At 33.4% G+C, this 13,571-nt stretch carries 13 protein-coding genes and 1 other annotated feature; all 13 genes read right to left on the minus strand.

Features of this window, described 5'->3' with window-relative positions; genetic code table 11:
- Window positions 1–16: 16 nt before the first annotated feature.
- The 13 genes from yqeH to ACE83Q_RS03265 all read right to left on the minus strand — a co-directional run bounded on the left by yqeH (window position 17) and on the right by ACE83Q_RS03265 (window position 13,516).
- Window positions 17–1,153 carry a ribosome biogenesis GTPase YqeH gene (gene yqeH, locus ACE83Q_RS03205; RefSeq protein WP_409022686.1) on the minus strand — a complete coding sequence of 379 codons (1,137 nt, stop codon included), beginning with the start codon at window positions 1,151–1,153 and terminating at the stop codon, window positions 17–19.
- Window positions 1,146–1,679 (minus strand): YqeG family HAD IIIA-type phosphatase, encoded by a 534-nt coding sequence (locus ACE83Q_RS03210; RefSeq protein WP_409022687.1) that lies wholly within the window; start codon window positions 1,677–1,679, stop codon window positions 1,146–1,148. Before ACE83Q_RS03210 ends, yqeH begins: the two co-directional genes overlap by 8 nt.
- Window positions 1,680–1,989: 310 nt before the next feature.
- Window positions 1,990–2,349, minus strand: a complete 360-nt coding sequence (gene rplT / locus ACE83Q_RS03215) for a 50S ribosomal protein L20 (protein ID WP_409022688.1) — start codon at window positions 2,347–2,349, stop codon at window positions 1,990–1,992.
- 57 nt (window positions 2,350–2,406) lie between these two features.
- Window positions 2,407–2,607 (minus strand): 50S ribosomal protein L35, encoded by a 201-nt coding sequence (rpmI, locus tag ACE83Q_RS03220; RefSeq protein WP_057973380.1) that lies wholly within the window; start codon window positions 2,605–2,607, stop codon window positions 2,407–2,409.
- 25 nt (window positions 2,608–2,632) lie between these two features.
- Window positions 2,633–3,133 (minus strand): translation initiation factor IF-3, encoded by a 501-nt coding sequence (gene infC / locus ACE83Q_RS03225; RefSeq protein WP_409022689.1) that lies wholly within the window; start codon window positions 3,131–3,133, stop codon window positions 2,633–2,635.
- 56 nt (window positions 3,134–3,189) lie between these two features.
- Window positions 3,190–3,327 (minus strand) — a sequence feature (ribosomal protein L20 leader region).
- A gap of 59 nt (window positions 3,328–3,386) precedes the next feature.
- The gene (thrS, locus tag ACE83Q_RS03230) at window positions 3,387–5,333 is read right to left on the minus strand and encodes a threonine--tRNA ligase (RefSeq protein ID WP_409022690.1); all 1,947 of its coding nucleotides are present in this window, start codon (window positions 5,331–5,333) and stop codon (window positions 3,387–3,389) included.
- 327 nt (window positions 5,334–5,660) lie between these two features.
- Window positions 5,661–6,599, minus strand: a complete 939-nt coding sequence (gene dnaI / locus ACE83Q_RS03235; protein ID WP_409022691.1) for a primosomal protein DnaI — start codon at window positions 6,597–6,599, stop codon at window positions 5,661–5,663.
- A complete protein-coding gene (locus ACE83Q_RS03240; RefSeq protein ID WP_409022692.1) occupies window positions 6,599–7,999 on the minus strand; it encodes a replication initiation and membrane attachment family protein in 1,401 nt (466 codons plus the stop codon). Before ACE83Q_RS03240 ends, dnaI begins: the two co-directional genes overlap by 1 nt.
- A 6-nt stretch (window positions 8,000–8,005) precedes the next feature.
- Window positions 8,006–8,494, minus strand: coding sequence for a transcriptional regulator NrdR (gene nrdR, locus ACE83Q_RS03245; protein WP_409022693.1), 489 nt, complete (start codon window positions 8,492–8,494; stop codon window positions 8,006–8,008).
- Between the two features lie 32 nt (window positions 8,495–8,526).
- Window positions 8,527–9,126, minus strand: a complete 600-nt coding sequence (coaE, locus tag ACE83Q_RS03250) for a dephospho-CoA kinase (protein ID WP_409022694.1) — start codon at window positions 9,124–9,126, stop codon at window positions 8,527–8,529.
- A gap of 2 nt (window positions 9,127–9,128) precedes the next feature.
- A complete protein-coding gene (gene mutM / locus ACE83Q_RS03255) occupies window positions 9,129–9,962 on the minus strand; it encodes a bifunctional DNA-formamidopyrimidine glycosylase/DNA-(apurinic or apyrimidinic site) lyase (RefSeq protein ID WP_409022695.1) in 834 nt (277 codons plus the stop codon).
- A 21-nt stretch (window positions 9,963–9,983) separates the two neighbouring features.
- The gene (gene polA, locus ACE83Q_RS03260; RefSeq protein WP_409022696.1) at window positions 9,984–12,662 is read right to left on the minus strand and encodes a DNA polymerase I; all 2,679 of its coding nucleotides are present in this window, start codon (window positions 12,660–12,662) and stop codon (window positions 9,984–9,986) included.
- A gap of 152 nt (window positions 12,663–12,814) precedes the next feature.
- Window positions 12,815–13,516: a Bax inhibitor-1/YccA family protein gene (locus ACE83Q_RS03265; protein ID WP_409022697.1), complete on the minus strand. Its 702-nt coding sequence runs from the start codon at window positions 13,514–13,516 to the stop codon at window positions 12,815–12,817.
- Window positions 13,517–13,571: the final 55 nt, after the last annotated feature.

A 13,571-nucleotide genomic window follows, 5' to 3' on the forward strand; every position in this document is an offset into this window, starting at 1 on the left:
TGTTAGTTAACTCCTCTTATATCATTGCTTTACGTAAAAGAACCGAAACACCCTTTGGTGCCCAGCCAGCGACCTTAGCGCCCTCATTAATGGTTACCCATCCAAGTCCGGCAAAAACTAAATCACTTTTTTGTGTTGCTTTAAATTCAAAACGAACTAATTCTGGGAAGTCGTTCATTTCATCATCTGTTGGCGGATTTAATAAACTACCAGCATGTTTCTCATAAAATTCACTTGCAGTCTCAGTTTTTGTTCTATGAATCATTAAATCATTATCAAGATAAACAACAACACCAGGAGTTCCACCAGAAATGTAGTCAAATCTAGCAACGGCCCCAAAGAATAATGTTTGGTTTTCATTTAACTGATAGACACGTTGTTTAATTTCTTTTTGAGGAGAAACTAATCTCAGCGCCTTACCTGATAGATAATGAGCCATCTGATCTTGATGAATAATACCTGGTGTATCAATTAAAGCCCGATCATCGTCCAGTGGAATTTCAATCTTATCAAGCGTAGTTCCTGGGAATCTTGAGGTTGTAATCAAGTCTTGGACACCTGTTCTTTGTTTAATGATTTGATTAATCAATGTTGATTTACCAACATTAGTTACTCCAACAACGTACACATCACGGCCTTCACGATACTTTTCAATTAATTCTAATAATTCATCAATCGCAAAGTTTTTTGTTGCACTTGTCAATGCAACATCAATTGGTCGTAATCCTTGTAAATTAGCTTGTTGTCTCATCCAATCCTTTAACTTCGAGCGTCTCAATGACTTAGGCAATAAATCAGCTTTATTTCCAACCATTAAAACAGGATTATCACCCACAAATCGATGTAGTCCGGGAATTAGACTACCATTAAAATCAAAAATATCAATAACGTTGACGATTAATGCATCAGCACTACCAATTTGATTCAATAATTTTAAGAAATCATCATCAGTTAACTTAACGTCAGCAATTTCGTTGTAATGTCGTAGTCTAAAACATCTTTGGCAATATAGTTCATTTGTTTCAAGTCCTTTTTTTACTGCGGATTTAGGTGTATAGCCTAATTCATCTACTTCTTCACTTTGAATTTTTGATCCACAGCCAATACAAAAAAGATCTTCGTCAATTTCTGGTACTTCAATTATGTCAGTCATCCAATGAATTCCCCCATTTAGTTTTAAAATCGTGTTTTTTAATTAAGTGATTTTTAATTCTTTTTTCAATGAAACGATTAGGTTTTGTATTCCAAGCGTCTGATTCAACAAGTGGTTTAACCAATATACTTTTGATACCCGCATTATTCGCAGCAGCAATATCAGTCATCAATTGATCACCTATTAAAACTAAATCTTGATTATTCATCTTAAATTCATTTTTAACTTGGTTAATTCCCTTTGTAAATGGTTTTAGAGCTCTAGAAACAAATGGTAATCCAATATGTTCCAGTGCCTTTTCAATACGTTCGTGACTATTGTTAGATACAACAATCACTGGAATTGAAGCCGCAGCTATAAGCTCTAACCAATTCTTCAATTCTGGGGTTCCGTTTGGGTTATCCCATGCAATTAATGTATTGTCTAAATCAGTCATAACAACCTTAATTCCATGATTTTGTAAATCCTCTGGTGTTAAATCATAAATCGATTCAACCATCCAAGTTGGTTTATATCTCTCAAGCATGTTAGCTACCTCAATTTTAGAATAATAATCTAAGTATAATGTACTTTCAACAAAATTGCATGTTTTCCATGAAAACAAATGAAATTAATTTCATTTTCTCATTTTAAAAATGATAGAAACGGGTTATTTCAATTTTATATTACGTTTTTTAAGATTAATTTTTTATATTTTTAGTTACATTGCCCATAATCATTGACGTCACATAAAATTTTTAGAATTTTACTAAAAATAACATACTTAACTTATTTACAGAAATTTTATTAAAAAAAGAGGATACTTGACAATTGGTCAAGTATCCTCTTAAAAGTTATTATTTACTTAATGCTTTTTTAGCTTCTTCTGCAACAGCAGCAAATGCTGCTGAATCTTTAACAGCTAATTCAGCTAACATTTTACGGTTAACTTCAATTTCAGCTAATTTCAAGCCATGCATCATCTTGCTGTAACTTAAACCATTCATACGTGCTGCAGCGTTAATACGTGCAATCCATAGACGACGGAAGTTACGTTTTGTTTGATGGCGATCACGGAATGAATATTGGTACGATTTCATTACTTGTTGTTTAGCTACCTTAAATTGGATATGTTTTGATCCACGGTAACCTTTTGCTAATTTAAGCATTCTTTTGCGACGTTGACGTGTAACGGTTCCACCTTTAACTCGTGGCATGAAAATTCCTCCTTATTGAGCCATTTAAAATGGCATCAATTGTCTAATTTATATTTATTATTTCATTTGTGAAAGCATTTGTTTGATACGCTTGTTATCTGATGCTGACACTGTAGTTGATTTGCTTAATTGACGACGTTGTTTCTTAGTTTTACCATGCATACGATGACTTGTATATGCTTTAGAGCGTTTTAAGCCACCATTTCCTGTACGTTTAAAACGTTTTGCTGATGCACGATGAGTCTTTTGTTTTGGCATAATCTAATATCCTCCTAATATAGCTTTACTTTTCAGCCTTAGGTGCAAGCATCATGAACATACTACGTCCATCCATCTTCGCTCTTGATTCAACTGATGCAACTTCTTTAGCTGCGTCAGCGAAGCGATTCAAGACATCACGTCCGATTTCTTTATGCGTAATTGCACGGCCTTTAAATCTAATTGATACTTTAACCTTATCACCTTTTGCAAGGAATTTTGAGGCATTTTTCAATTTTGTATTGAAATCATTAATATCAATCGTTGGACTAAGTCTAACTTCTTTAACATTAACAATTTTTTGGTTTTTACGGGCTTCTCTTTGTTTCTTTTGTAATTCGAAACGGTACTTCCCGTAATCCATAATCTTAGCAACAGGTGGTTTTGAGTTAGCGGCAACAACAACAACATCTAAATTAGCAATTTCTGCCATATCTAGTGCTTCTTGTTTAGTTTTAACACCAAGTTGTTCGCCATCATCACCGATCAAACGAAGTTCCGACGCGCGGATACCTTCATTGACCATTTTGTCTACTTTATCAACTGCTATGGCAATGCACCTCCAAATTTTTTTGAGAAAAAACACAGAAAAACGGGCAACAATAATAAATTATCGCAGCCCGCTTGAAATCCATTTTAATTGGAATTTAATTTCAATAGTATTCTGCCCAGAGACTCTTTGTCTCTTCAGGCGAGAAGCGGGAGCCTCTGCTTTTTCTTAACTTTTACATCATACCAACTTGAAGACTTATTGTCAAGCAAATTAAAATGAGTCTTTTTTATGCTTTACGACTATAGTTGGCAATTTCTTTTGTAATGTTGTTAATAAAATCGTCTTTTGTAAAGATATTTGAATCATCTTCACCATGTCGACGAACAGAAACTGTATTTTCAGCTACTTCATTATCACCGACAACTAAAATATAAGGTACTTTAGTAACTTGCGCTTGACGCATCTTATAACCCATCTTTTCGTTACGTTCATCAACCGTTACTCGTACACCACGAGCAACTAAGTTAGCACGTAAATCATGCGCATAATCGGCATGAAGATCATTTTTAACAGGAATAATTGTTACCTGTTTAGGAGCCAACCAAGTTGGGAATGCCCCTTTGTACATTTCCGTTAAGTAAGCTGTAAAACGTTCCATCGTTGAAACAAGTCCACGATGAATCATAACAGGACGGTGTTCTTCACCATCATCACCGATGTATGATAATTCAAATTTTTCAGGCATCATGAAATCTAATTGAATTGTTGATAACGTTTCATCATTTCCTAACGCTGTTTTTGTTTGAACATCTAATTTAGGACCGTAAAATGCTGCTTCTCCTTCAGCTTCGTAGTAATCTAAGCCTAAATCATCCATAGCACCTTTTAACATACTTTGTGATTTTGTCCACATTTCATTATCATCAAAGTATTTCTCTGTGTTAGCTGGATCACGATAGCTTAAACGGAATGAATAGTCAGCAATCCCAAAGTCATCATAAACTTCCATCATTAAACGAAGGACGCTTTTAAATTCTTCTTGAATTTGATCAGGAGCAACGAAAGTATGACCATCATTTAATGTCATTTCACGTACACGTTGTAAACCAGAAAGTGCACCTGATTTTTCATAACGATGCATCATTCCTAATTCAGCAATTCTAATAGGAAGATCACGATATGAACGAATATGATGCTTGTAAACTTGAATATGTGAAGGACAGTTCATTGGACGTAACTCTAACTCTTCGCCATCACCCATGTCCATTGGTGGGAACATGTCTTCACGATAATGGTCCCAATGACCAGAAGTTTTATATAAATCCAAGTTGGCTAAGATTGGTGTGTAAACATGATCATAACCATTTGAAACTTCCTTATCAACAATGTAGCGTTCAATCGTACGACGAATTGTAGCACCATTAGGTAACCAGTATGGCAATCCTGCACCGACTTTTGGATCTACAAAGAATAAATCTAAGTCATTACCAATTACTCGATGATCGCGTTCACGCGCTTCTTGACGACGAACTAATTCAGCATCTAAATCTTTTTGTTTAAAGAACGCTGTACCATAAACACGTTGTAACATCGGATTACTTGATTTACCTTGCCAATATGCACCAGCAACTGATAATAATTGGAAAATTTTAACATCAGCAGTTGAGCGTAATTGTGCGCCATCGCTTAAGTTAACGAATTCACCTTGTTTGTAAATTTCAACTTGTCCATTTTCATCAGTAGCTTCAACTACTAATTCAGCACGATATGGGTCACCAGCAAATAATTCAAGAGCTTCAGCTTTTGAAACTAATTGACGTTCAATTTTCAAATTTTCTTTAACAATTGATTTCATCTTATCTTGAATTTTCTTCAAATCATCAACGCTAACTTGTGTTTCACCATTATCTGTATCAAAATAGAAACCATTTTCAATATCAGAACTCATACCAAATTTCATACCTGGGTATAATTGTTGTAACGCATTAGCTAAAACTTGAGCAGCTGTATGCCATAAAACGATTAATCCGTCTGCAGATTCTTTAGTAACAATTTCGATAGCGCCGTCTGCCTCTAATGGACGAAGATAATCAACCAAAACACCATTGAATTTACCGGCAATTGATTTTTTAGCTAAACTAGGACTAATTGACTTTGCAACGTCTTCAGTCGTAATACCTGAATCAAACTCTTTAACTGCGCCATCTGGAAATGTAATATTTATTTTTGACATGTTAACTTCCTCCATTGTTTTAATATTTTTTGATACAAAAAAAGTCCCTAATACACAAATAAAATCGTGTATTAGGGACGTCGATTAACGTGGTTCCACCCAAATTCAAAGTTTTGCCGAAACAAAACTTTCTCCATAGATTTTAACGGATCCAATCCGACCTGATAAAAATCAGGCAACATTATGGAAGTGGTCATCACTTACTCTCTGCCAGAAAAGCTTTCAGCTATGCTTTCCCTCCCTGCGGACATAAAAAAAGAATGTAATCTTCCGTATCAATTTAATAACTATTTAACCATTTTTAGTGAAATTTAGCAACTATTATTCTTATTTAGGTCGACGATTTTTTCCAACAATCTTAACTTCTTTTGCTAAAAAGTGAATTCGTTCCATAATTCTTTTTGCCTTAAGAGGCTCGTCTTCACCCTTTTGACTAATACGTAAATGCTCATCTTCTAGTTGTTTCATCGAAAAATTAGAACTAAAGAAAGTTGGTAATTCTTCTTGCATGCGATATTGTAAAATAACACCTAAAATATCATCACGAACCCAACTAGACATTGCATCGGCACCAATATCATCAATCATTAAAATTTCAGATTTTTTAACAGCATTTAGCATGTCATAAACACGATTATCACTAATAGCATTTTTAATTTCAACTGCAAAACTAGGGAAATGCATTAAAGTCGTTTGGTATCCTCGACTTGCTAATTCATTGGCCATAGCACCTAAAAGATATGTTTTACCAACGCCAAAACTACCATAAAAATACATTGCTTGGTGATAAGATTTAGGACTATCAACAAATGTTGTTATAAATTTTAAACTCTGGCTAAGTGCATCCCCACGTTCATCCATATCAAAGCCATTCATAGTCGCATTTTTAATATCTTTAGACATACTCATTGATTTAACTCGCTTAGCTAATGCTCTACTTTTTTGAGCTTCGATAAAAGAATCTGTTGGTACATAGGAAACATCAATCATATGATTATTCAAAACCAATTGTGGCTTATAACCTGGTGCTATCATTCCTTTACCAAGAATAATTTTATTTTTTTCAGATAAGAATTCATACAATTTTGCATCAGCGCGGCGAATACTATCCTCTGTTAATTCAGCTTTATTTCTATCTAAAAAAGCGATGACATCTGAATCTTCATAAACTTTTCTCATTAAATCACGATAATTAACATTAGGATATCTTTCACTCAGGTTGTCTTTTTCAAGAAATTTTTTGATTTCTGTCCCTAAATCTTCCATCATTTTCCTCCTTTGGGTGCTGTTTTGTTAAATTCAGCAAGTTGTCTTTTCAGTTCATCCTTATCAACTTTTACATCCACTTTTGGTGCTTGATAGTCATCTTTAGCCCAATCAGGTAATGTCTCTTTTTTAATTATTTTTCTTTGTCGTTGATTTGACGCCTTAGTTTCAGACTTTTTATTATTAAATTGTCGAACCTGGTTAATAGCTTCTTCAGGTGTCTTCACTTTTTGTTGTAACCAATCATTGGCCATAGTATCAACAAACGATTTATTAAGCGTTGCTAAATCACGGTCAATCAAAATGTAATGAATCAAAATGTTAATGACTGAATTAGAAAATATCTGTCGTTGAACAAGTTGCTGCAACAGATATGCTTCACTATCAGTGACATACCCACCCTTACTTTCTTTTAGCGATTTCAAAAAATCAAAAGGTTTATAAGCTTCACTCGCAAGAATTAACTGCGAATCCTCTTCAGAAAAACCAACCTTTTTTAGCGTTTCAACAGATTTCATAGTAATATTTTCACTATCACTACTTGTTAGATTCTCTTGCTTTTTCAGTTTAATTTGTTGATTATATTTGTGAGCAATATGTTGCTTAAATGTATTATAATCAACTTCATTTGTTGATAAGTCAGCTGAATCTCCAATAAATTGGGCCATTTCAATTTCATCAATACCATACAAGAGATGCTCTGAAATAATTAAATCCCGCTGCTCATTAATTTTATCCAAAGAAACGAAACTCTTTTCCAGTAGTTCAATAAAAAATTTAAAATCAAATGATTCAATACTACCTGGCTCAACTAACTTTTCCGGTATCTTCTTGTCCGTTGAAAAAACCTTTTTACTTTCAGAAATAATATCAGGTTTATTAGACAAGTGATCTTGATTAACTTGGAAAACATCTAAGAAACTTTTAGATGTTTCTTTGAAGCCTTCTAATTTTAAAATTGGTAACGCAAATCGAGCGGTAATTTCTTTGTACCTACCATCACCAATTGATTCCCAGAGTAAAGTACTGAGTAAATCATCTGTAAAAAAATCAGTTGCTTGCAAAGGACGACGCAATTGATAGACAACAACTTTTCCTATTGCATCCTCTTTTTCAAAACTCTTCAAAAGTCCTAGAGCTTCAAGTGCACTTCTTGCTTCAGAAAACATTGCTAAGTCAATATTTAGTAAGGCAAGTAATTCACTATGCATCTTTCGGTTAGATAATTGTGGATTTTGACTTGCCTCACCTTTCAATAGAGCAAATAGACCACTCGCAATCACACCCATAACAGGTTGATACAAGTAGTCTAGTCGTTCAATATCATCATTTGTAACTTTTTCATCCATTAAAACGACATAACCGTCTTTCGGACTCATATTTCCCCATGTATCAATCATTGATTATCATTCCTTCAAATCCGGTTTATCTGTAGGTGTTTTATCACGAGCCATCATTTCATTTAATTCTTTTAAGAAAACACTCATATCTTTAAATTGACGGTAAACACTAGCAAATCTAATGTACGCAATTTCATCAACATCAGCCAATAATCCCATAACATATTCACCGATTAGTTGGCTAGAAATTTCATTTTCACCTAATGCTCTAACATTATTTTCTACTTGATCCACAAGATGAGTAATAGCTTTCATTGAAACTGGCCTTTTCTCGGCAGAACTAATAATACCTTTAAGGATCTTTTCACGATTAAATTCTTCACGTGTTCCATTTTTTTTAATAACAAGTAGTGGTGTAGCTTCAACTCGTTCAAATGTTGTGAATCTAAATTCACAATTTTCACATTCACGACGTCGTCTGATAACGCGACCTTCATCTGTTGGTCGACTGTCAACGACTCGAGAGCCATTATGTTGGCAATGTGGACATTTCATTGTGACACCTCATTATTTTTTATTTACATTATTTAAACATTAATTTGAGTACTAAGCCAGTTTAGCACTTGAACCCTTGTAACGGCAACCGTTGTTGAATTATCTATTACAAAATCTGCTAAATCTTTTTTCTTTTGAATGGGCCATTGTGCTTTAACCCTTGACATCGCTTCATCTAAAGATAATTCATCCCGCTTCATTAAACGTTCTAATTGTGATGTTTCAGGTACATAGATAACCATTACTGCATTACAAAGTAATTGGTAGTTTTGCTCAAATAATAAAGGCATATCCAAAATAATTAACTTACTACCTAATTTTTTTTGGACTTCTATTTGTGACAAAATTTCTTTTCTAATAGCAGGAACCATAATATCATTTAATTTTTTTAACGCTATTGCGTCATTAAAGACTAGCTGACCTAACTCTTTTCGATTTAAATTCCCAGTTACTGATAAATATTTTTCGCCAAATGTTTGAATAATCATTGTTAAAGTTGCAGATTTTGGTTCAACAACTTGTCTCGCAATAACATCTGCATCTATAACTGTGATATTTTCTTCTTTAAAAATATGACTAACTGTTGATTTACCTGTTGCTATGCCACCAGTTAGTCCAAGAATATAAGTCATCTTTAAACTTCCTTTAACGGTTGGCAATGTGGACAGTAGTGTGTCCCTCGTTGTGCCACTTTTATTTTAACAATAGGTGTTCCACATCTAGGACATGGTTTCCCTGTTTGACCATAGACATTCAAATCAAATTGGAACAATCCCGTCTCACCAAACGCACCCGTATAGGATCTAATTGTTGTTCCACCAGCTTGTACCGCAGTAGCTAGCTCAAGAATAATATTTTTACGTAATATAGCTAATTTCCTATTAGAAATTGAATTTGCTGGCTGTTCCGGATTAATTTTACTCATCCATAAAACTTCATCAACATAAATGTTTCCAAGACCAGCAACCGCCTCTTGATTTAATAACACAGGCTTGATTGCCATATGTTTACGAGATAAATATTTTATGAAATAACTGAGCTTAAAATCATTATCTGTCGGTTCTGGTCCTAACTTCTTAAGACCCGAAAGTTCACGTTCTCGACCTGTCGGGATTAGTTGCATGCGTCCAAACTTACGAACATCATTGTATCTTAAATCTTGCTCATCAGTTAAATGAAATATGACGTGGGAGTGCTTTTCAATTGGTTCATCTGAACTACGAACAAAATATTTACCTTCCATTCTTAAATGAGAAACCATTGTCATTTTGCTATCAAAACGAAAAAGTAAGTATTTACCCAGTCTATCGATTGATTCAATCTTTCTGCCTTCTAATTCACGCTTAAAATCTAATACATCCCCAGATACAATTTTAGGCCATAAAACATCAATTGATTTAATTGTCTTACCTATAACTAATTGACTAAGACCTCTTCGAACCGTTTCAACTTCTGGTAATTCTGGCATATAATTACCCCCCACCACTTTTTATTTAGTATCAAACCAACTATCACCAAACGCACTCTCAACTTTTAAAGGAACCTCTAAAGAAACGGCAGCGTCCATAACTTCAGGAACTTTCTTTTGCAAGATAGCAATTTCTTCTTCAGGTGCTTCAAAAATTAATTCATCATGTACTTGTAATAACATTTTAGCTTGTAAATGTTCTTCTTCTAACATTTTGTTCATATTAATCATCGCTACTTTAATAATATCCGCAGCACTACCTTGAATTGGTGTATTCATTGCTGTTCTTTCAGCAAAAGAACGTAAGTTAAAGTTTCGACTGTTAATATCTGGTAAATAACGACGACGATGGAATAATGTTTCAACATAGCCTTTATCTTTAGCTTCACGCACAACGCTTTCCATGTAGTTCTTAACGCCTGTAAATTCATTTAAATACGTATCAATAAATGTTTGTGCTTGTTTTCTAGTAATCCCAATATTTTGTGACAACCCATAATCACTAATACCATAAACAATACCAAAATTGACTGCCTTAGCTGTTCGACGCATATTTGAAGTCACGTCATCTGGCGATTCTAAACTAAAAATTTTCATTGCCGTATTAGCATGGATATCAATTCCTTCTTTAAAAGCTTCTTGCATATTGGCATCATGCGCAATATGGGCCAAAACACGTAACTCAATTTGTGAATAATCAGATGAGAATATTTTCCATCCTTTATGTTCAGGTATAAATGCTTGTCTAATTTTCTTGCCTTCAGGAACACGGACTGGAATATTTTGTAAATTAGGATCTACAGATGATAGTCGGCCTGTCGCTGTCAGTGTTTGCAAGTATCTTGTATGAACTTTCTTATCTTCATGTCTAACCTTTAATAAACCTTCAACATACGTTGATTGAATTTTTGCAATTTGTCGATATTTTAAAATTAAATCTGCGATTGGAGCTATTGTTCTAAGTTGTTCTAAAACATCAACGGCAGTTGAGTAACCTGTTTTAGTTTTTTTAACAACAGGTAATTTTAATTTTTCAAATAAAATAACGCCTAACTGTTTTGGTGAATTAATATTAAACTCTTCACCAGCTTCACTGTAAATTTTAGTTTCCATATCACTCAAAATAGTTGAAAATTCTTTTTGCATAATCTTTAATCTATCTGCATCGACATTAATGCCCTGAATTTCCATCTTGGCTAATACAAGTGAAAGAGGAAGTTCCATATCCGTGTACAAATCCATTTGTTCATGATCAACTAATCCGGCCATTAATGGTTCTTTCAAAAGATTTATGGCGTCAACTTTCGATGCCATATGACTAAAGAAAATATCATCTTCTGGAATTGCACGTTTAACGCCTTTACCATATACCTCTTCATCAGACTTAACGTCATAGTAATCGTGTTTCTGTGCTACCTTACTAAGATCATTACTATTATCACTTGTATCTAACAAATACGAAGCTAACAAAAGATCAAATTCAGTTCCTGCAAGTTGAATGTTCAATCGGTTCAGCGCTACATAATTACGTTTAAAATTAAATACATTCTTTTTAATATTATCATTTGAAAGAATTGAAACTAAAGTTTTAGATTTTAATAAATCAACATCTCGTGTTACGAAAAATTGTTTGCCATCACCTATCGCAAATCCATCAAAATCTGCTGTATGATAATTATCTTCCAACATCTCTAAATAAAAAGAAATCGGTTGTGCTAATTTAGATAATTCATCTAAATTGTCACTAGTTAATACTTTATAATCTGTCTTTTTAGGTTCTGGAAATAAATTCATTTCTACACTATTTGATGCTGGATTTAAATTTAATTGACTTAAAAATTTTTTAAAATCCATTTTTTCATAGAAAGCAACTAACTTATCTAAGTCCTGTCCATCCCATTTTGTGTCAGTAAAATCAATCGTGATAGGTGCATCTTGTCGAATTCTGGCTAAATCTTTGCTCATAAATGCTTGATCTTTATCTTCAATTAAATGTTCTTTCATTTTACTTTTCTTTAATTGATCAATATTTTCGTAAAGATTCTCCATTGAGTCATATTCTGTTAATAATTTAATTGCAGTCTTCTCACCAACTTTAGTAACACCGGGATAATTATCTGACGTATCGCCAACTAATCCCTTCATATCAATAATTTGTAATGGTGTTAATCCAAATTTTTCCATTACATGCTCTGGTGTAAATTTTTCGATCTCACTAACGCCTTTTTTTGTGACAGAAACTGTTACTTTACCGGTTGTTAATTGTGTTAAATCACGATCTCCAGTCACAATAGTCACATTATATCCAGCTTCTTCACCTTTTTTTGCCATTGTGCCTATAATATCATCTGCTTCAAAATCAATTAATTCATAAGTTTTAATGCCGTATCCTGCTAATAATTCTCTAAAATATGGCATTTGTTCTTTTAGTTCTGGCGGTGTTTTTGATCTACCGGCCTTGTAATTATCATACTTTTTAGTCCTAAAAGTTGTCTTTCCTGCATCAAATGCAACTAATACATGTGTTGGTTTTTCGGTATCTAATATGACATTCAACATATTATTAAATCCATATAATGCATTTGTATGTAACCCAGCTTGGTTTGTGAATCTATCTACAGATTGGTACAATGCAAAAAATGCACGATAGGCAATACTGTTTCCATCAATCAATAGTAATTTGTCATTAGTATTAGTCATTTAATATCCGTCTCCTTTGAAAATCTCTATCTCTATTTTACCAAACATCAGCCTTGATTAATAATGAATACGCTAATAACTCAATAAAGTAACAAAAACCCCCAAGTTACGAATCCTTAACTTGGAGGTTTAACCTTCTTATTTATGAATTACTAATCTCTACCACCGTAGCCAAAGATTTGTAAAAATGAAATGAATAAATTAATAAAATCAAGATATAACATTAGGGCACCTGTCATAGCTAAGTTAGAAACTGAAACATTGCTATCTCGTTGTAAAAATACTTGTCTTAATTTTTGTGTATCCCACGCAGTTAAAATAGTAAAAATAATCACAGCGATATATGAGAATACGTAATTAATAAGTTCACTTTGTAAGAATAAATTTACAAATGAAGCAACAATTAATCCAACTAAAGCAGCTAATGCCTGCGTACCTAATTTAGTTAAATCTCGTTTAATAACATTTCCTAAAATAGTCATCGTAACGAATACAGCCGAACTTGCAGCAAATGCAGCAATGATATTCCCGACTGAATACATTGATATAATCAACGACAATGTTACGCCCTCAAGTACAGAATATCCCATCAATAAAGCAAATGTTACGAATGGTGCTCTTGATGCTTTTACGTTAATATTTAAAACAACCACCAACTGGACAATAAATAATGCCCAAATTGACCATGAATGTTCTGCCATAAAACCATAAACTGATTGTTGAAATACCGTTAATGTTAAAAATGCTGTGACAGCCGAAACGCCAACTGCAAGTGCCATATACCCATATAATTTTGCTAAAAAATTATTTAATCCATCTTTTTCATTAATAATAACGCCATTTTGATTATCCATCTTGCTTTCCTCCTTGATAATTAAGAAATCATGTTTAAATCATTGTGATTAATAC

Source organism: Dellaglioa kimchii (assembly GCF_046115505.1).
GTDB lineage: Bacteria > Bacillota > Bacilli > Lactobacillales > Lactobacillaceae > Dellaglioa > Dellaglioa kimchii.